21 protein-coding genes are annotated in these 18,745 nt (G+C 64.0%); 11 read left to right on the plus strand and 10 right to left on the minus strand.

Annotated elements, in window-relative coordinates; all coding sequences use genetic code 11:
• The first annotated feature begins 66 nt into the window (after window positions 1-66).
• Entirely contained in the window at window positions 67-1,932 is a 1,866-nt protein-coding gene (gene recQ / locus XH88_RS30255; protein ID WP_271671879.1) for a DNA helicase RecQ, read from the plus strand.
• Between the two features lie 116 nt (window positions 1,933-2,048).
• On the opposite strand, the gene XH88_RS30260 is transcribed toward recQ, so the two are convergent.
• Window positions 2,049-3,065, minus strand: a complete 1,017-nt coding sequence (locus XH88_RS30260; protein WP_271671880.1) for a 1-aminocyclopropane-1-carboxylate deaminase — start codon at window positions 3,063-3,065, stop codon at window positions 2,049-2,051.
• 159 nt (window positions 3,066-3,224) lie between these two features.
• Between XH88_RS30260 and XH88_RS30265 the strand changes: the two genes are divergently transcribed.
• The 3 genes from XH88_RS30265 to XH88_RS30275 all read left to right on the plus strand — a co-directional run bounded on the left by XH88_RS30265 (window position 3,225) and on the right by XH88_RS30275 (window position 5,619).
• The gene (locus tag XH88_RS30265) at window positions 3,225-3,689 is read left to right on the plus strand and encodes an Lrp/AsnC family transcriptional regulator (protein ID WP_271671881.1); all 465 of its coding nucleotides are present in this window, start codon (window positions 3,225-3,227) and stop codon (window positions 3,687-3,689) included.
• 101 nt (window positions 3,690-3,790) lie between these two features.
• Window positions 3,791-4,936 carry a PLP-dependent cysteine synthase family protein gene (locus XH88_RS30270; RefSeq protein WP_271671882.1) on the plus strand — a complete coding sequence of 382 codons (1,146 nt, stop codon included), beginning with the start codon at window positions 3,791-3,793 and terminating at the stop codon, window positions 4,934-4,936.
• A gap of 122 nt (window positions 4,937-5,058) precedes the next feature.
• Window positions 5,059-5,619 carry a carboxymuconolactone decarboxylase family protein gene (locus XH88_RS30275; protein ID WP_271671883.1) on the plus strand — a complete coding sequence of 187 codons (561 nt, stop codon included), beginning with the start codon at window positions 5,059-5,061 and terminating at the stop codon, window positions 5,617-5,619.
• Window positions 5,620-5,635: 16 nt separating this feature from the next.
• Here XH88_RS30275 and XH88_RS30280 read toward each other — a convergent pair whose 3' ends face one another.
• From XH88_RS30280 to XH88_RS30290, 3 genes are all read right to left on the minus strand, one after another.
• Complete coding sequence (locus XH88_RS30280; protein WP_271671884.1) at window positions 5,636-5,809, minus strand: hypothetical protein; 174 nt, start codon at window positions 5,807-5,809, stop codon at window positions 5,636-5,638.
• A gap of 149 nt (window positions 5,810-5,958) precedes the next feature.
• Window positions 5,959-6,831: a hypothetical protein gene (locus XH88_RS30285; RefSeq protein WP_271671963.1), complete on the minus strand. Its 873-nt coding sequence runs from the start codon at window positions 6,829-6,831 to the stop codon at window positions 5,959-5,961.
• A 189-nt stretch (window positions 6,832-7,020) separates the two neighbouring features.
• Entirely contained in the window at window positions 7,021-7,956 is a 936-nt protein-coding gene (locus tag XH88_RS30290; RefSeq protein WP_271671885.1) for an alpha/beta hydrolase, read from the minus strand.
• 145 nt (window positions 7,957-8,101) lie between these two features.
• Here XH88_RS30290 and XH88_RS30295 point away from each other — a divergent pair, with 145 nt between their 5' ends.
• Window positions 8,102-8,989: a branched-chain amino acid aminotransferase gene (locus tag XH88_RS30295; protein WP_271671886.1), complete on the plus strand. Its 888-nt coding sequence runs from the start codon at window positions 8,102-8,104 to the stop codon at window positions 8,987-8,989.
• A 144-nt stretch (window positions 8,990-9,133) separates the two neighbouring features.
• Here the strand turns inward: XH88_RS30295 and XH88_RS30300 are convergent, their stop codons facing one another.
• The gene (locus tag XH88_RS30300; protein ID WP_271671887.1) at window positions 9,134-9,751 is read right to left on the minus strand and encodes a class I SAM-dependent methyltransferase; all 618 of its coding nucleotides are present in this window, start codon (window positions 9,749-9,751) and stop codon (window positions 9,134-9,136) included.
• A gap of 103 nt (window positions 9,752-9,854) precedes the next feature.
• Entirely contained in the window at window positions 9,855-10,445 is a 591-nt protein-coding gene (phaR, locus tag XH88_RS30305) for a polyhydroxyalkanoate synthesis repressor PhaR (RefSeq protein ID WP_271671888.1), read from the minus strand.
• A 43-nt stretch (window positions 10,446-10,488) separates the two neighbouring features.
• On the opposite strand from phaR, the gene XH88_RS30310 reads away from it, so the two are divergent.
• The 4 genes from XH88_RS30310 to yddG all read left to right on the plus strand — a co-directional run bounded on the left by XH88_RS30310 (window position 10,489) and on the right by yddG (window position 13,901).
• A complete protein-coding gene (locus tag XH88_RS30310; RefSeq protein ID WP_271671889.1) occupies window positions 10,489-10,671 on the plus strand; it encodes a hypothetical protein in 183 nt (60 codons plus the stop codon).
• A gap of 77 nt (window positions 10,672-10,748) precedes the next feature.
• Entirely contained in the window at window positions 10,749-11,927 is a 1,179-nt protein-coding gene (locus XH88_RS30315) for an acetyl-CoA C-acetyltransferase (protein WP_271671890.1), read from the plus strand.
• 236 nt (window positions 11,928-12,163) lie between these two features.
• Window positions 12,164-12,889, plus strand: a complete 726-nt coding sequence (phbB, locus tag XH88_RS30320; protein ID WP_271671891.1) for an acetoacetyl-CoA reductase — start codon at window positions 12,164-12,166, stop codon at window positions 12,887-12,889.
• 142 nt (window positions 12,890-13,031) lie between these two features.
• Window positions 13,032-13,901 (plus strand): aromatic amino acid exporter YddG, encoded by an 870-nt coding sequence (gene yddG / locus XH88_RS30325; RefSeq protein WP_271671892.1) that lies wholly within the window; start codon window positions 13,032-13,034, stop codon window positions 13,899-13,901.
• 7 nt (window positions 13,902-13,908) lie between these two features.
• Here the strand turns inward: yddG and XH88_RS30330 are convergent, their stop codons facing one another.
• Together XH88_RS30330 and gloB are read right to left on the minus strand one after the other, a co-directional pair.
• Entirely contained in the window at window positions 13,909-14,331 is a 423-nt protein-coding gene (locus XH88_RS30330) for a cupin domain-containing protein (protein ID WP_271671893.1), read from the minus strand.
• Window positions 14,332-14,354: 23 nt separating this feature from the next.
• Window positions 14,355-15,122 carry a hydroxyacylglutathione hydrolase gene (gene gloB, locus XH88_RS30335; RefSeq protein WP_271671894.1) on the minus strand — a complete coding sequence of 256 codons (768 nt, stop codon included), beginning with the start codon at window positions 15,120-15,122 and terminating at the stop codon, window positions 14,355-14,357.
• Window positions 15,123-15,230: 108 nt separating this feature from the next.
• Here gloB and XH88_RS30340 point away from each other — a divergent pair, with 108 nt between their 5' ends.
• Window positions 15,231-15,974, plus strand: coding sequence for a methyltransferase domain-containing protein (locus XH88_RS30340; protein ID WP_271671895.1), 744 nt, complete (start codon window positions 15,231-15,233; stop codon window positions 15,972-15,974).
• A gap of 63 nt (window positions 15,975-16,037) precedes the next feature.
• Here the strand turns inward: XH88_RS30340 and XH88_RS30345 are convergent, their stop codons facing one another.
• Window positions 16,038-16,820, minus strand: a complete 783-nt coding sequence (locus tag XH88_RS30345) for a DUF4167 domain-containing protein (RefSeq protein ID WP_271671896.1) — start codon at window positions 16,818-16,820, stop codon at window positions 16,038-16,040.
• A gap of 462 nt (window positions 16,821-17,282) precedes the next feature.
• On the minus strand, window positions 17,283-18,191 hold the full coding sequence (prmC, locus tag XH88_RS30350; protein ID WP_271671897.1) for a peptide chain release factor N(5)-glutamine methyltransferase: 909 nt from the start codon (window positions 18,189-18,191) through the stop codon (window positions 17,283-17,285).
• A 145-nt stretch (window positions 18,192-18,336) separates the two neighbouring features.
• Between prmC and XH88_RS30355 the strand changes: the two genes are divergently transcribed.
• Entirely contained in the window at window positions 18,337-18,744 is a 408-nt protein-coding gene (locus tag XH88_RS30355) for a MarR family winged helix-turn-helix transcriptional regulator (protein WP_271671964.1), read from the plus strand.
• Window position 18,745 lies beyond the last annotated feature (1 nt).

Raw genomic sequence — 18,745 nt, forward strand, 5'->3', positions numbered from 1 at the left:
TGCTTGCCACGCCCGCGCGGTCATGCGACTGGCCTGTGACGAATCTCTCAACGCCCAGACGCGCCCATGTCCGCCCCTTCCACCGCTCCGTTGCCGGCGCCGGCCGATGGCCGCGATGCGCTGTCGGTGCTGCATTCGGTGTTCGGTCTGCCGGGTTTCCGCGGCGCCCAATCCGAGATCATCCGGTATGTCACCGCGGGCGGCAATTGCCTGGTGCTGATGCCGACCGGCGGCGGCAAGTCGCTGTGCTATCAATTGCCGTCCCTGTTGCGCGAGGGCTGCGGCATCGTGGTCTCGCCCCTGATTGCGCTGATGCGCGATCAGGTCGCGGGCCTGATCGAGGCCGGCGTCAATGCAGCCGCGCTGAACTCGTCGCTATCGTTGCAGGAAGCCTCCGACATCGAGCGGCGCCTGATCGCGGGCGATCTCGACCTGCTCTATGTCGCGCCGGAACGGCTGGTGACGCCACGCTGCCTGTCGATGCTGGCGCAGGCGAGGGTAGCGTTGTTCGCGATCGACGAAGCGCATTGCGTCTCGCAATGGGGACACGATTTCCGGCCTGAATATGTCGGCCTCTCCGTCATCGCCGAGCGCTTTCCCGACGTGCCGCGCATCGCGCTGACCGCAACCGCTGACGAATTGACGCGGAAAGAGATCGTTCAGCGGCTCCAGCTGGCAGACAGCCCGCAATTCGTCTCGAGCTTCGACCGCCCCAATATCCGCTACGAGATCGTCGACAAGCGCAATGCGGTGTCGCAACTCAAGGAGTTCATCCGGGAGCGCCATGCGGGTGATGCTGGCGTGGTCTATTGCCTCTCGCGCAACCGCGTCGAGGAGGTTGCCGCCGCGCTGGCCGATGCCGGCATTGCAGCGCTGCCCTACCACGCCGGCCTCGATAGCAGCGTGCGCTCGCGGAATCAGGACCGCTTCCTCAATGAGGACGGTATCGTCATCGTCGCGACCATCGCTTTCGGCATGGGCATCGACAAGCCGGATGTACGGTTCGTTGCGCATCTGGACCTGCCCAAGAGCATCGAAGCCTATTACCAGGAGACGGGCCGCGCGGGGCGCGACGGCAAACCGTCGGCGGCCTGGATGGCCTATGGGCTCTCCGACATCGTGCAGCAGCGCCGCATGATCGACGAGTCCAGCGGCTCTGACGACTTCAAGCGTGTCTCGATCGGCAAGCTCGATGCTCTGGTCGGGCTCGCAGAAACCGCGCAATGCCGGCGCAGGCGCCTGCTCGCCTACTTCGGCGAGGCAGTGACGGCAGACAATTGCGGCAATTGCGACAATTGCCTGACGCCACCCAAAATGCGCGACGGCAGGGTGCTGGCGCAGAAGCTGCTATCCTGCGTCTATCGCACCGGGCAGCGCTTCGGCGCGATGCATCTGATCGACGTGCTGATTGGTCGCCTGACCGAGAAGGTGACGCAGTTCGGCCACGACAAGTTGTCGGTGTTCGGCATCGGGCGCGAGCTCAATGAAAAGCAGTGGCGCACCGTGCTGCGGCAGCTGGTGGCGATGGGACATTTGCAGAGCGACAGTGAGGCCTTTGGCGCTCTGAAGCTGACGGAGTCCGCGCGCGGCGTTCTGCGTGGGGAGACGGAGGTGTGGCTGCGTGAGGAGGCGCCGGGCACCCGTATCCGCACGAGCCGTGCAAAGTCCCGGCGCGGCGATCTTGCGCCGGCGGCGAACGCTCCGCAGGGCGATGTCGATCCGGAATTGCGTGCGCGGCTGCGCTCCTGGCGTTCGGATGTGGCGCGCGAACGCGGCGTGCCCGCCTATGTCGTGCTGCACGATGCCACCATCGACGGCATCGTCCGGGCCTGGCCGACCACGCTGGACGAACTGCGCAATGTTCCTGGCATCGGCGACAAGAAGCTCGAGCATTACGGCGAGGAGCTGCTGCAGATCGTGCGGACGCGATAACGCTCGCCAACTACCCCGCCGTCATCCCGGACAAGCGCGCCGCCAAACGCGATTTTGTGATTATGGGTCCCGGGCTCGCGACTTCGCCGCGCCCCGGGACCGACAGTCTTTGCGGGCTAGCCGTTCCGGAACGCGTAACCGTAGCCGTTCAGCGCCGGCGCGCCGCCGAGATGGGCGTACAGAATCTTTGCGCCCTTCTCGAAATAGCCCTTCCTGGTCAGGTCGATCAGGCCCTGCATCGATTTGCCTTCATAGACAGGATCGGTGATCATTGCCTCTAACCGCGCGGTGAGGCGGATCGCTTCCTTTGTCTCTTCCGACGGCACGCCATAGGCCGGATAGGCGTAATCTTCGATCAGCACGACGTCGTCTGCAACGATGTCCTTGCCAAGCTCGACCAGCTTGGCCGTGTTCTGCGCGATCGAGAGCACCTGCGCCTTGGTCTGATCGGGAGTGAACGACCCATCGATGCCGATCACCTTTCGCGCGCGGCCGTCGGCGGCGAAGCCGACCAGCATGCCGGCATGTGTCGAGCCGGTGACGGTGCAGACGATGATGTAGTCGAACTTGAAGCCGAGTTCCTTCTCCTGCTTGCGCACTTCCTCGGCGAAGCCGACATAGCCGAGCCCGCCATATTTGTGCACGGAGGCGCCGGCGGGAATCGCATAAGGCTTGCCGCCCGCCGCCTTCACTTCCTCGACCGCCTGCTCCCAGCTCTTGCGAATGCCGATGTCGAAGCCGTCATCGACCAGGCGCACGTCGGCGCCCATGATGCGCGAGAGCATGATGTTGCCGACACGGTCATAGACGGCGTCTTCATGCGGCACCCAGGCTTCCTGCACCAGGCGGCACTTCATGCCAATCTTGGCGGCGACCGCGGCGATCATCCGGGTGTGGTTCGACTGCACGCCGCCGATCGATACCAGCGTGTCGGCATTCGAGGCGATCGCATCGGGAATGATGTATTCGAGCTTGCGCAGCTTGTTGCCGCCATAGGCGAGGCCGGAATTGCAGTCCTCGCGCTTGGCGTAGATCTCGACGTTGCCGCCGAGGTGCTTCGACAGTCGCTCCAGCTTCTCGATGGGTGTCGGTCCGAAGGTCAGCGGATAGCGTGCGAATTTGTCCAGGTTCATTGCATCATCCCGATTGGCGTTATGGCTGGGATGTCGCTAGCATTGTGAAGCAAAAAGGTGCTTTCGAATATTGCGCCAGTACTGCGCATTATCTTGCGCAAATGGCGCCACCTGCTAAGACTTCTTTCGAGTTTGACTGCTTTTTCGAAAGATCCTTTCATGGCCGCCCGGCTCGACCGAACCGACCTTAAAATATTGAGATTGCTGCAAAATAACGGCCGCCTCAGCAACGCCGAGCTGGCCGTATCAGTCGCGATCAGCCCCGCCACCTGCCATCGCCGCACCCAGCGCCTGTTCGAGGACGGGTTTATCGCCACTGTCCGCGCCATGGTGGCACCGAAGAAGGTGGCGAAGGGCACGCTCGTGATGGTCGGCGTGGTGCTCGACCGCTCGACCCCGGAGAGTTTCGCCACTTTCGAGCAGGCGATCGCCAGGCTGAAATTCGTACTCGACTGTCACCTCGTCGCCGGCGATTTCGACTATTTCCTGAAGATCCGCGTCGGCGACATGGAGGACTTCAACCGCATCCATGGCGAGCAGCTGATCGCGCTGCCCGGCGTCCGCCAGACCCGCACCTTCTTCGTCATGAAGGAGGTCGTCGACAACGCGCCGCTGGAGTTTTGAGCAGAGCGTTTTCCAGCGAAGTGGAGGCCGGTTCGCGTCATGAAAACGCGTCAAACAATCGTGCTATCGATGCGCAATGCGCCTCATGAGAGATTCGTCCGATGCAACCGCTTCCCTTTCGTCAGCATGATCCCATCGCCCCCAGCTACCGGCGCGGCTGGGTCGACAAGGCCATTGCTGCCATCGAAGCCGACCAGTGCCGTACCGCCGACACCCATCTGATTCGCCTGATCGTGCCGGCGCTGTCTGGCATCGACCTTTATCTGAAAGACGAATCCACGCATCCGACCGGCAGTCTGAAGCACCGGCTGGCGCGCTCGCTGTTCCTTTACGCGCTCTGCAACGGCCACATCCGCGAAGGCACGCCCGTCGTGGAGGCGTCGTCCGGCTCGACCGCGGTGTCGGAAGCCTATTTCGCGGAGATGATCGGCGTGCCTTTCTACGCCGTGATGCCGCGCACGACCTCGGCCGAGAAGATCGCCGCCATCGCGCATTATGGCGGCAATTGCCACCTGATTGACGACGGTCGCGCGCTCTACGCGGAGGCCGCCGCGCTCGCGGCCCGGCTCGGCGGTCACTACATGGACCAGTTCACTTTTGCGGAGCGCGCCACCGACTGGCGCGGCAACAACAACATCGCAGAGTCCATCTTCACGCAGTTGAAAGGCGAGCCGCGTCCGCTTCCGGACTGGATCGTGATGGGGGCTGGCACGGGCGGCACCTCGGCCACCATCGGCCGCTATTTGCGCTATCGCCAATATCCGACGCGCCTGTGCGTCGCCGATGTCGAGCATTCCGCGTTCTTCGATTGCTTCCGCTCGCAGGACCGCTCGCATGTTTGCGAACGTCCCTCGTTGATCGAAGGCGTCGGCCGGCCGCGCTGCGAACCGTCCTTCGTGCCGGGTGTGGTCGACCGCATGATGAAGATTCCCGATGCGGCGACGATCGCGGCGATGAACGTGCTGTCGCGCCGGCTGCGACGTGCGGTCGGCGGCTCCACGGGCACCAACTTCCTGGCGCTGTGCCGCCTTGCCTCGGAGATGCGAAAGGCAGGCCAGACCGGATCGCTTGTGACGCTGATCTGCGATTCCGGCGAGCGTTACCGGCAGACCTATTACGAGCCTGCCTGGCTCGCCGCGCGCGGTCTCGATCCGGCGCCGTTCGAGGCGGCCTTGTCGTCGTTTCTGGAGACTGCGCAGCCATTGGCGCTTGCGGTCGAGGACGTCGTCAATCCCCAGAGCCCATGAAGCCGAGGGCTTCGTAGCGGCGTCTTTTCCATCTGCGAAATTGCAGCGATGTCACAGCAACTTCACTTGCCATGCGTGTGCACGCAAGCGAGCTTGGCGTCTTCTCAACGAGGAGACCCACCGTGCGCCTTCCCATTCTCGATCCGAAAGAGCTGACCGACGAGCAGAAGCCGCTCTATGCCGACATGCAAGCGGGTATCAGGGGCCACTTCAAGGGCTTCGTGAACATGCGCGACGACGGCGCGCTGCTCGGGCCGTGGAATCCCTGGCTCCGCGAGCCGCGCTTCGGCAAGCCGGTGTGGGAGCTGGTCAAGGCGATCGCGTCGAACCCGCTGCTGCCGGCGCCGGTGCGCGAGGTCGCGATCCTCGTCACAGGCTCGCATTTCCGCTCCGGCTACGAGCTCTATGCTCACGTGCTGGTCGCCGAGCAGCGCGGCCTCTCGGACGAGAAGCTCGCGACGATCGTCGCCGGACAACGGCCGGTCGATCTTACCAAGCAGGAGGCGGTCGCCTACGACATGGCATCTGCGTTGGTGAACGGCGGCGTGCTGCCCGAGCTGACCTATCGGGCCGCGGTGAAGGAATTCGGCGAGCACGGCGCGGCCGAGCTGTCCTATCTGGTCGGCGTCTATTGCATGGTCTCGGTCACGCTGAACACGTTCGACGTGCCTGTGCCGGATTAGTTGCGGCGAGCGATCATCACTCCGCCGCCTTGCTTGCAGGCGGCGGGGACTTCCAGGCGACATAGGTCAGCATACGGCCGCCATTCGACGTCGTGGTGCAATGGGCTCTGATGCGCCGACCGTCGGGCGTCTGAAGGTCGCGCAAAATCTTTCCGGCAAGGAACGCCCGTTCCGCGACCAAGCGGGACATTCGCGGCCTCCAATGCGAACAACGAAGCGAAGCGCGGGACGAGCGTCGCGCGAGGTCCCTTGCCCCGGTGTAACGTGCCCGATGTTTTCGGATGAGGATTAACGACCAGTTGACGCGGAACTTACAAACAATCTGCCGCAGCTCCCGGGTTAATTGCGCACCGCATAGAGCGGTGTGCGCAGCGTCACCTGGTAGGCCGGCCTCGGCATCCACGCGATCTGCGCGGTGATGCCGAACAGGCGGTTGTCGTTATCGTCCATGCGGTCAAGGTCGAGCCGCAGGATCGGCTGGGTGAAGGACTGCACCAGCGTCCGGCCCGCAAGCTGCGCGCCGCCGAACGACTGCATGCCGAAGCGGCCGATGAACTTCCAGTTGCTCGGCCATTGGTAATAGCCGCCGGCATAGAGGATCGTGTTCGGCCGGATGCTGGCGAACGGGCTTGCGATCGTGGTGTAGGTGTATTGCATGCCGGCAAGCCAGCCGCGCGTCTCGTCCTCATCGAGCGCGTAGTCGAACTCCAGGATGTTGTTGAACGAATTCGTCATGCCCTGTTCGTTCGGCACCGACTGCGTCAGGGTCGACTGTAGCGTGATGGTCGGGATCCTGCCGCCGTTCTGCTGGTAGAGATCGGCCTGGACGCCGATATTCCAGCTGGTGATGTCGAAGGTAGACCAGCCGCCGCCGATGTCGGTGGTCGAGCCCGATACGCCACCATAGAGCGAGACGCGATCGTTGACGTCGACCGTCAGCGGCAGGTCGACCGCAATCGATCTAGCGGCCGGCAGCCCGTTCGGCAGCGTCGTGCCCCGTCGTGCGGCCAGGGCTTCGAACGCGGCCGCCAGCGACGTGTTGCCAAAGCCGAGCGCGAGCGTGCCCGCGGGGATCGTGGCATAGATCGTGCGCAGATCGAGATAGATGTTCGGGACGGCAGGCTTCGCCGGTGTTTTCTCATCCTCATCGGCGGCGAAGGCGCCGCCTGCCGATATCGTCAGGCAAAGCAGTCCCATCGCGACAGCGCACAATCCCGTAACCTGCAATGGTCTGTGATGTGACAAGTGGCGATCCGACGCGTGGCGCTGTGACGACAACGGATTGCTAGATGGAACGTGTTCACAGGTCTGGTCAAGCGGGATCCCAGCCAAGGAACGCGATTTGCCCTGCGGTGATCGCACCGGCACACTCTCCCGCGATGGGAGAGGCGAGGATATGCGTTACCTTTCCACCGCCCGCCGCACCTGCTCGCCGATCTGCGACAGCACGAGCTGCGCTTGCGGCAGGATCGCGCCCATGGCGTGAAAATTGTGGACCATGCCATCATGACAGACGTGCTCGACCGCGACGCCTGCCGCTAGCAGCTTGCGCGCGTAAGCATTGCCCTCGTCGCGCATCGGGTCGAACTCGGCGGTGTGGATGATTGCCGTCGGCAGGCCCGCGAGCCGTGTCGCACGCAAGGGCGAGATGCGGGGATCGGCCGCATCCAGGCCCTCGGGCAGGTAGTCGGACAGGTCGGCCTCGATGGTGACGCGATCGATCAGATGCCCTTCCGCGAAGGCCTCGCGTGAAGGTGAGGTCTCCTCGAAATCGAGCACCGGGCAGATCAGGCATTGCGCGACGATCGAGAGGCCGGCGCTCTGCGCTGCCTCCTGGCAAACGATCGCGGCCAGCGTCGCACCGCCGGAATCGCCGCCAACCACGAGGCGCTCGGCATCAATGCCTAGCGAGGAGGCTTCGCGCGCGACCCATTCGGTCGCCGCGATCGCGTCGTCGACGGCGGCAGGATATTTGTGTTCGGGCGCGAGGCGATAGTCGACGGAAACGAGACGACACCCGGTCGCATGCGCCAGCGCCGCCGCGATGCGGTCATGTGTCGCAACGCTGCCGGCCACGAGCCCACCTCCATGAAAGAACACGAAGCCCGGAGCGCTCTCCGCGGCAGACGCGGGCGAATAGAGGCGATAGGGCAGCGCTCCGCCCGGACCGGGCAGAATGCCGTCCGACACGGCCACGTCAGGCGCCTCGGCTCGGGCAAACTGCATCAGCTTCGCCAGTGACTGCCGCCGTGCCTCGACGCTCGGCCGGCTGCGCGCCTGGGGCGCAGCGGCAGCCATCATGGTCAACAAGCGCTTTGCGAGCGGATCGAGCGGCATGGGAAGCTCCGTGACATACCCGACATTATAACCGGTTTGACCGCGGCGTCGTCTTTCCTTCCGGGGTGGGAATGGTGCTTTCCCGCAGCAATTCGTTTAGAAATCGGGACAATAGTGCTTGGATCATTCTGAGGGGAGGCTTGATATGGCCGAGATCAAGAAGCCGATCGAATATTCGCCGAGCTGGACCTTCTTCGAGGGCAAATGGCATGACGGCAACGTGCCGATCATGGGACCGCGCACGCACGCGGCCTGGCTTGGTTCGGTGGTGTTCGATGGTGCGCGCGCGTTCGAAGGCGTCGCGCCCGATCTCGATCGCCATGTCACTCGCGCCAATCAGTCCGCGATCAATTTTGGCCTGAAGCCGGTGGTCGATGCCGGCACCTGGCTCTCGCTCGCCAATGAAGGCATTGCGCGCTTCGCCGCGAATGCCGAGCTCTATATCCGACCGATGTACTGGGCCCAGAACGGATCGGGCGGCGGCGTGCTGTTCGACCCGGAGACCACCAATTGGTGCCTTTGCATCTACGAGGCGCCGATGCCGAAGCCGGTCGGGAACGCGATCACGCTGTCGCCGTTCCGCAGGCCCGCGGCCGAATGCGCGCCGGTCGACGCCAAGGCTGCCTGCCTCTATCCGAACAATTCGCGCGCGCTCGCGGAAGCGGCCTCGCGCGGTTTCCAGAACGCGCTGATGCTCGACATGCTCGGCAACGTCGCCGAGTTCGGCAATTCCAACGTGTTCATGGCGAAAGACGGCGTGGTCTTCACGCCGGCGCCGAACGGCACCTTCCTCAACGGCATCACGCGCCAGCGCGTCATCAGCCTGCTTCGCGGTGAGGGCGTGACCGTGGTCGAGAAGACGCTGCGTTATACCGACTTCGTCGCCGCCGACGAGATTTTCTCAACGGGCAATTTCGCCAAGGTCGCGCCGGTGATTCGCATCGATGGGCGCGAACTGAAGCCGGGCCCGCTCTACACCAAGGCGCGAAAACTCTATTGGGACTTTGCGCATGCGGTGAAGCTGGCGGCGTAGGGAACCATTTGCTCCGCTGTCATCGCCCGGCCTTGACCAGGCGATCCAGTATTCCAGAGACAGTGATAGGATACGGAGAAGCCGCGGCGTACTGGATGCCCCGGTCAAGCCGGGGCATGACACCGGCTTCTTAAAGGCGTCTTTTTAGCCCCGTCGCCGGAATCGGCTGAACTGAAACGCCTGCGTCGAATTCCACGGCGTGCGGTGGATCTCGCTTCGCGTCTCGACCAGCTCGAACTCCGGCCCGAGCTCGCCTGACAGGCTGGCGCTGTCGTGCCGCTGCACCGGCAGGCCGCTGCATTTCTCCGGTCCGTCGAGCGCGAATGTCCCGATGATGACATGTCCACCGGGCGCAAGCGCCGATCGCAGGCGCTCGACGTAGGCGGCCCGGTCGCGCGGATCGGTCAGGAAGTGAAAGGCGGCGCGGTCGTGCCAGATATCGTAAGTCTTCGCTGGCCGCCATGTCGTGGCGTCGGCAACGATCCAATCGATCGCTGAAGCGGCGCTTCCGATTCGTTGCTTCGCTGCATCGAGTGCGTTGGCAGAGAGGTCCAGCACGGCGAGATTGTGGTATCCGTCGCGCAGCAGGGCATCGGCCAGTCGCGACGCGCCGCCGCCGATGTCGATGATAGCGGCGCTGCGGTCGGGGGCCGCAGCGCGAATCATCTCGAGCGAGATCGCAGGGTTGTCCTGAAACCAGCTGACCTCGGTCTCGCCCTTGGTGGCGTAGACAGTCTGCCAGTGCGTGGTGCGGTCGGACATGGAAGCTCCGGCGTTGGCCGGACGGCGGCGCCCGCATGGCGGTGCCGCAATCGGTTGGTCGTTTGCGCGCCCGCCCCATGCGGACGCGCCGGCGCGTGAAACCCTACTCTTCCTTTTTCGACATCCGTTCGAGGCGTTCCTGCATGTCCTTCATCTGCTGGCGCAGGTCCTCGATGTTGGTGTCCTTCGGTGCTTCAGCGTTCGCATCGGGCTCCGGTTCCGGAGTGGCCGAGCGCGCGGGCGGAGCGAAGGGCTTGAACATCGAGAAGGTCTGCTGGAACAGCTCCATGTTGCGGCGGACCTGTTCTTCCAGCGGCGCAAAGGGAGTGCCGGACAACGTGTTGGCGATCTGCTTGCGGAACTTCTCCTGCTCCTGGGTCAGGGTCGCAATCGACTGCTCCAGATATTTCGGCACCACCATTTGCATGCTGTCGCCGTAGAAGCGGATCAACTGGCGCAGGAAGGTGGTCGGGAGCAGATTCTGGCCGGCCTTGTTCTCCTGCTCGAAAATGATCTGGGCGAGCACGGAGCGGGTGATGTCGTCGCCGGTCTTGGCGTCGTAGACCAGGAAATCCTCGCCGTCCTTGACCATGGCGGCGAGATCTTCGAGCGTCACATAGGTGCTCGTTCCGGTGTTATAGAGCCGGCGGTTCGCGTATTTCTTGATGGTGGTGGGTTGGTCTGATTTCGCCATGGGCTCTCACTTGCAAGCGCGGAGAACAGGAACCTGCAGGGCTATGCCGCAGGGCGGGAAGAGTACGCAACGCAACAAAATAAGCATTTTCAAAGGGCTCACGCTACCGTTTTGTGCGGCACGGTTAATTGCAGAGCAAAATCTTGCTTGCGAAAACGCCAAGAACGCTATTTTGAATGCGCTGCGGCATGAATTTGGTGACCCGCCGATTGACATGCCGCAATGACGTTAACAGGATGCCGTTCGAGACTGGCGAGCCGTTTTCCCAGCCCCGTCTGCCCCCAATAACCCCAGGAGATGCCCATGTCAGACGATGTCGTCATCGTCAGCGCCGCCCGCACCCCGGTCGGAAGCTTCAACGGAGCCTTCGCGACCCTTCCCGCCCATGACCTCGGTGCTATCGCCATCAAGGCCGCGCTGGAGCGCGGTGGTATCGAGCCCGGCCGGGTCTCGGAAGTCATCATGGGCCAGATTCTGACCGCAGGTCAGGGGCAAAACCCGGCCCGCCAGGCTTCGATCATGGCCGGCATCCCCGTGGACAGCCCGGCCTGGGGCGTCAACCAGCTCTGCGGCTCGGGACTGCGCTCGGTCGCGCTTGGCTATCAGGCGTTGGTCAACGGTGATTCCGACATCGTGGTCGCTGGTGGGCAGGAGTCCATGAGCATGGCGCAACACGCCCAGCACCTGCGCGGCGGCGTCAAGATGGGCGGCCTCGAATTCGTTGACACCATGATCAAGGATGGCCTGTGGGACGCCTTCAATGGCTACCATATGGGCAACACCGCCGAGAACGTGGCCAAGCAATTTCAGATCACCCGCGCCCAGCAGGACGAGTTTGCGGTCGCTTCGCAGAACAAGGCGGAGGCCGCGCAGAAGGCCGGCAAGTTCAAGGACGAGATCGTTCCGGTCACCATCAAGAGCCGCAAGGGTGACGTGGTGGTCGACACCGACGAATATCCGCGCCACGGCGCAACCCTGGACGCGATGGGCAAGCTCCGTCCCGCCTTCGAGAAGGACGGCACCGTGACGGCCGGCAACGCATCCGGCATCAATGATGGCGCAGCCGCCGTCGTATTGATGACCGCGAAGCAGGCGGCCAAGGAAGGCAAGAAGCCGCTCGCCCGAATCGTGTCTTGGGCGCATGCCGGCGTCGATCCGAAGATCATGGGGACCGGCCCGATCCCAGCCTCGCGTCTTGCGTTGAAGAAGGCCGGCTGGAATGTCGGTGATCTCGATCTGATCGAGGCCAACGAAGCCTTCGCGGCACAGGCCTGCGCCGTCAACAAGGACCTCGGGTGGGACACGTCCAAGGTCAACGTCAATGGCGGCGCGATCGCGATCGGCCATCCGATCGGCGCTTCCGGCGCGCGCGTGCTGGTGACGCTGCTGCACGAGATGCAGAAGCGTGATTCGAAGAAGGGCCTTGCCACGCTGTGCATCGGCGGCGGCATGGGCATTGCGATGTGTCTGGCGCGCGACTGAGCTTACACTTGACCGACGGGTGCGCTGCACACGTCGGTGAGTGCGTTGCACGCGATTAAAAAGGCGGCGGTTGCAAATCAAATATTCTTCGCATCCGCTCAAGCCTCGACTAAATACAAGCGCCCGGCTCAACGCCGGGCGTTTTGTTCTTGATGTCCGTCAAACCAACCGCATAATCCAACGTTAAAAACGATCACGCCAGAAACGTCCGAAGAGTCCAAGGGAAGGAATAAGACATGGCACGTGTTGCATTGGTCACGGGTGGTACGCGGGGCATCGGTGCTGCGATCAGCAAGGCGCTGAAGGCGGCTGGCTACAAGGTCGCGGCGAGTTACGCCGGCAACGATGCGGCGGCGGAGAAGTTCAAGGCCGAGACCGGCATCGCGGTCTACAAATGGGACGTCAGCAGCTTCGATGCCTGCGCCGAAGGCGTGAAGAAGGTCGAAGCCGACCTCGGTCCGATCGAGGTGCTCGTCAACAATGCCGGCATCACCCGCGATACCGCCTTCCACAAGATGACGCTCGAGCAGTGGAACGCCGTCATCAACACCAATCTCGGCTCGCTGTTCAACATGACGCGCCAGGTGATCGAGGGCATGCGTTCGCGCAAGTTCGGTCGCATCATCTCGATCTCGTCGATCAACGGCCAGAAGGGCCAGTTCGGCCAAGTCAACTATTCCGCGGCGAAGGCCGGCGACATCGGCTTCACCAAGGCGCTTGCGCTCGAGAATGCCAAGGGCGGCATCACCGTCAACGCGATCTGCCCCGGCTATATCAACACCGAAATGGTGCAGGCGGTGCCGAAGGACGTTCTGGAGAAGAGCGTGATCCCGCAGATCCCGGCCAACCGGCTGGGTGAGCCCGAGGAGATCGCGCGCGCGGTCGTGTTCCTGGCGGCCGACGACTCCGGTTTCATTACCGGCTCGACGCTGACGGTCAACGGCGGACAGTACATGGTGTGATGCGACCGCATCACACCGGGTGATATTGTTCACATCGTCATGCCCGGGCTTGTCCCGGGCATCCACGGCCCTACAACAACCGTCGCCACGGAAGAGCGTTGATGGCTGGGATAAGCCCGGCCATGACGGAAACATTGGGCCGATGACTCCCCGCACCGCCACGCTGATCGGACTGACCGCGATCCTGATGTGGTCGCTGCTGTCGGTGACGACGGTGGCGACCGGAAGGATTCCGGCGTTTCAACTCGCGGCAATGACCTTTGCGATCGGCGGTCTCGTCGGCCTGCTCACCTGGATCGGTCGGGGCGAGGCGACGAAGAGCCTGCGTCAGCCGCTGGTCGTGTGGGTCGTCGGCGTCGGCGGTTTGTTTGGCTATCACGCGCTCTATTTCCTCGCACTGCGCTTCGCGCCGCCGGCGGAAGCCGGCCTTCTCAATTACATGTGGCCGCTATTGATCGTGCTGTTCTCGTCCTTCCTGCCGGGCGAGCGGCTCGCCGTGCATCATATCATCGGTGCCGTGCTCGGCCTCGTCGGCACCGTTCTGCTGTTTGCCGGCAACACCTCCGGCTTCGCGCCGGGCGCGGTGCCGGGATTGATCGCGGCTTTCATTGCCGCGTTCGTCTGGGCGACCTATTCGGTGCTGTCGCGGCGGTTGAAGGCCGTCCCGACCGATGCGGTCGCCGGCTTCTGTCTCGCAACATCGGTGCTCGCGGCGTTGATGCACGGTTTGCTTGAAGCCACTGTGTGGCCCGAGAGCGCGTTGCAATGGCTCGCCGTGATCGGGCTCGGCGTCGGCCCCGTGGGTGCGGCCTTCTACGCCTGGGACATCGGCATGAAACGAGGCGACATCCGCGTGCTCGGCGCCGCCTCCTACGCGACGCCGCTGCTGTCGACGGGCTTCCTCATCGCCGCCGGTTTTGCCAAAGCCAGCGCCAACATCGCGATTGCAGCGATCCTGATCGCCGGCGGCGGCCTGATCGCGGCCAAGGACATGGTGCTGCGGAAGCGATGAGAGCCCTCTAAGGCTCCCACCCCTTCGGCGCGAGCTCGAATTTTGCAAACTCGAAAGCGGGTGCCACGGTGCAGCCGACCAGCGTCCACTCGCCGGTGGACTCTGCCATCTGCCACGCGTCCGCGGGAACGATCGCCTGCGGCCGCTCGCCGCTCATAAGGTCGGCGCCGAGGCGCACCTCGTGTTGGGAGCAGCCGTCATGGGCGATGCGCAGCGTCAGCGGGCTACCGGCATAATAGTGCCAGGTCTCGACCGCATCGATGCGATGCCAGTGCGAGCGCTCGCCGCGCGCGAGCAGGAAGTAGATCAGAGTCGAGCGCGAGCGGCCGTTGGCGTCGGTGGTCTGGTCGCGGAAGGTCTCACGATAATGTCCGCCCTCGGGATGCGGACGGAGTTCGAGGCGTGCGATGATCTCGGCTGCGGTCGGCATCGATCCCCGTCAGGACTTGTTCTTCAGGATTTGTTTTTGCGCTCGCGCAGTTCGCCGAACACTGCGGCGGCATCCGCACCCTTCATGTGTAACCTGGCCGCCACCGACGGTTCATCCGCACGCAGGAACACGTTTGCTCGCTTCTCATCACCAAGCAGTGAGGGAATGGTCGGCTTGTTTTCCGCCCGCAGCTTCGCAACCTCGGCCGCGCGGGCCTGAAGCGCTGCGTTGTCCGGCTCCACCGTGAGCGCGAATTTGACGTTGGATGCCGTATATTCGTGGCCGCAATAGAGCTTGAAATCGTCGGGCAGCGCCCGCAGCTTCAACAGCGAGTCCCACATCATCGGATAATTGCCTTCGAACACGCGGCCGCAGCCGATCGAGAACAGCGTGTCGGCGGCGAACAGGGTCTTCTCGGTGTCGAACACGTAGGAGATGTGGTCGAGCGTGTGGCCAGGCGTCTCCAGCACGCGCCCGAGCAGCGTGCCGATCTTGACCACGTCGCCATTGGCGACGCGCAGATCGACATCGGCGATCGCAGTCGTCTTGTCATGCGGCCCGACGACGCGGCAATTGTATTTCCGCTTGAGCTCGGCGACCCCGCCGACATGATCGCCGTGATGATGGGTGATCAGGATGTCGGTGAGCTGCCAGCCCTCCCGTTCCAGCGCCTTGATGATGGGGCCGGCTTCCGGTGCGTCGATCGACGCGGTTGCCTTGGTTTCCACGTCGTGGATCAGATAACCGAAATTGTCGTTTAAACAGGTGAAAGTACGAATTTCGGCGGCCATGACATCTCCATCGGGCTCAGCCCCGTCAGACAAATATGGCGTTAACGTTGCGCAGGCAATGCAATATTCCGCGCGCGGCGGCAGCCTTGTGCATGTTACATTGCCGCCATGACCATCGACGTCGTCGACCTCAGAGAGTTCTATTCCCGGCGCCTCGGCATCGTGGCGCGGCAGATGATCAATCGCGGGATCCGGGAGCGCTGGCGGGGCGCCGAGGGGCAGCGTGTGCTCGGCATCGGCTATCCGACGCCCTATCTCGGACTGTTTCGCGAGGACGCGGAGCGCTGCATCGCCTTCATGCCGGCAGCCCAGGGCGTGTTGAAATGGCCGACCGGGCGGCCGGCGCTGGCCTCGCTGGTCGACGAGTTCTCGCTGCCGCTTCCCGACGCCGCGGTGGACCGCATCCTGCTGGTCCACGCGCTCGAGATGTCGGATGATCCGGCCGCGCTGCTGCGCGAGGTCTGGCGCGTGCTGTCGCCGTCCGGGCGTGTCATCGCGGTGATCCCGAATCGGCGCGGGGTATGGACGCGCAGCGACAACACGCCGTTCGGCCACGGCCGTCCCTACTCGCGCTCACAGATCACGGACCTGTTGCGCCAGACCTGGTTCACGCCGACCGCCTGGGGCGAGGCGCTGTTCATGCCGCCTTATGCGGGCCGCTGGGTGCTGAAATCGGCGCAGATGTGGGAACGCGCCGGCGCGGCGCTGTCGCTGCCGTTCGCCGGCGTCCACATCGTCGAAGCGACCAAGCAGGTCTATCGTGCCATCCCGGCCAAGCGCGAACGGGCGCGGCTGATTCCCTCGTTGAAGCCGGTCCTGGTGCCGTCCTCGACGACGGTGACGCGGACCTGAAAACAAATCGTCCCGGCGAAGCCGGGACGATGCAGTCCACGAAGATCAAGAGAGTTGGGCAGCTTACTCGCCGGGGGCGAGATCGTCGCTGGTCGCCGCGGGAGCGGCCTCGCGCTCGGGGCGTGGGCCGCCATGCGGCCGGCGCCGCCGCCGCGGATAACGCTCGCCACCACCACCGCTGCCGCCTTCGAAGCCGCCAGGCGCGCCGCTCGTCTGCGGCTGCGCGCCGGTGATGAAGGATGGCAGCCGATCGACGTTGCCGGCATCGGCGACGACCGGCTGCGGCTGGTTCTGCGGCTGCGGCTGCTGATGATATTGCGGCTGCGGACGATGGTCGCGTTCGCGATGCTCGCGCGGTTGCTGCTGATCGCGCTGATAGGGCTGCTGGTTGTCGCGCGGCTGGTAGTCGCGCTGGTGGTGATCACGCTGGCCGTCGCGGTCGCGCATGAAGGGCTGCTGCGGCGGCGGCTGCGGAACGAAGCCGGGCTCCTGGCCGAACGCCGAGAAGTTCTCGCCGTCATCCTCGCCATCGTCGCTGCCGGTGCTGCTGGGCTCGTCGCCGCGCGGCTGCTGGCTCTGGCGGAACTGTTCCTGCGCCGCGGCGATCAGGCGGAAATAGTGCTCGGCATGCTGGTAGTAGTTTTCGGCGGCGACCGGGTCGCCCGAAGAACGCGCGTCACGCGCAAGCTGAAGATATTTTTCGGCGATGTGCGAGGCGGTGCCGCGGATCTTGATGTCTGGGCCGTTCGATTCGAAGACCCGGGTCATCGGGTTCTGGCCGCGCCGGTTGTTGTTATTGTTGTTGTTGCGGTTGCGCATCCGCTGCTTGTTCTGACCGTTTCTCATGTCCTGCCTTTGATTCCAGCCCTAAAGGTTGCACGCATCACTGATTGCCTGGAGTAGCCTGCGGACAGCGGTTCACAGTCCTCGCGCGCACCGCGCGCAAGGGCGGATTGAACCCTGCCAATGTTCGTCGACCGTCGCGTTCAACAAAGACGCGTTCCCCACCCGCCAGCATCCATTGCCAGCGAACCCATTCATATCGCCTGCCGAAACAAGCCCAGCTTTCTTGCGTAAGTCTTCAAGCGCAATATCAGGCTTTCGTTCACTTTGCGGTCGGTAAGCAGCGCAGCTTAACTGGCCATCGCGCTCAACAGGACCTGCGGCTTGGAACCTATAATCAGTAAAGCTCTCGCCCGAGAGCCCGGCTTTCGCCCGTAGGTCTACGGGGCCGGCACCGATGTGTTGACCGGAAAGTAGTCGTTCCCACGGGATATTCCAAGAGGTTTTTGGAGCCCAATCCGGCTTTTATGGGGGCATTTTTCGGGCCGAGACGGCCCTGGGAATGCCCGCCAGGTCGGTCTTGGGCGGCCTGTCGATCGATAACGCGGCAGCTGCCATCAAGGTTTCAATATCTCCGGCCTGGCCCCGTCCGGCCTCGACGACCAGGATGCCGCCGGGCGCGAGCCGCTCGGCCGCCTGCGGGATCAGGGCGCGATAGGCGTCGTAGCCGTCATTGCCGCCGTCGAGTGCCAGATGCGGATCGTGCTCGCGTACCTCGATGCTCAGTTTCGGAATTTCCCCGGCGGGAATATAGGGCGGGTTCGATACGATCAGGTCGAACGGCCCGCGAAGCGCCGCCGCGTAGGAGCAGGCGACGAAGCCAGCGCGGTCGGAAAGGCCCAGGGCGGCGGCATTGCCCCTGGCGGTATGAAGCGCGGTCAGGCTGAGATCGGTGCCGACGCCAAACGCATCGGGAATCTCGTGCAGCAGCGCCAGCAGAATGGCGCCCGATCCCGTGCCGATATCAGCGATGCGCGGCCGTCGCCCCGCGTTCGCGCGCTCGCGAAAGATCTCGAGTGCCAGCTCGACCACGGTCTCGGTATCAGGCCGCGGCACCAGCGTCGCTTCGGACAGCCGGAACGGCAAGCCCCAGAATTCCCGCACGCCGAGAATGCGGGCGACCGGCTCATGGGCGAGCCTTCGCTTTGCGTATCCTTCGAGCCGCACAGCCTCCTCGGGCGTGAGATATCGTTCCGCCTGCACGACCAAGCCGGTCAGATCGAGCCCCAGCGCGGCGCCCACGAGCAGGCGAGCATCCAGCGACGGATCCTCGATGCCGGCCGCCTGCAGCCGCGCCGCAAGCGCGCGCCGCGCACGCTCGATGCTGGGTCCGGAATCGAAATCTGCCGTCAAGGGAACCGTCCTGCCTGGCATCGTGGATAGATCGGCAGCATCGCTTGCGTCAACGGAAAGGAGCGCGTTTGATCGCGCTTCGCAGCGAAGGAGAGATCGCGTGAGTGCTCAATCGAAGCGGGCGACCGAACGTACGGTCTCTGCGACATCCTCAAAGGGCGCTGCGATGCGCGAGGCTGATTACAGAGCGCTTGCGCAATTCCGCCACCAGCTCCGCACATTCCTCGCCTTCAGCGAGACGGCGGCCCAAAGCGCTGGATTGACGCCGCAGCAGCATCAGGCGCTGCTTGCGATCAAGGGATTGGCGAGCCCCAACGGCGCCAGCGTCGGCGATATCGCAGGCTTCCTCCTGATCCGGCACCATACCGCCGTGGAGCTGGTCGATCGCATGGCGAAACTGAACCTGATCGGCCGGGAAGCCGATCCCGGAGATGCGCGCCGCGTCCTGGTCAAGCTGACCGTCAAGGGCGAGCAGAAGCTGCGCTCGCTCTCGCGCATTCATCTGGACGAGCTGCGTGCCGCCGCTCCGGCTCTGGCCAAGATCCTGCGATCGTTCCGGGCCAAAACGCGCTGAG

It is taken from the genome of Bradyrhizobium sp. CCBAU 51627, from assembly GCF_028128765.1.
Taxonomy (GTDB): Bacteria; Pseudomonadota; Alphaproteobacteria; order Rhizobiales; family Xanthobacteraceae; genus Bradyrhizobium.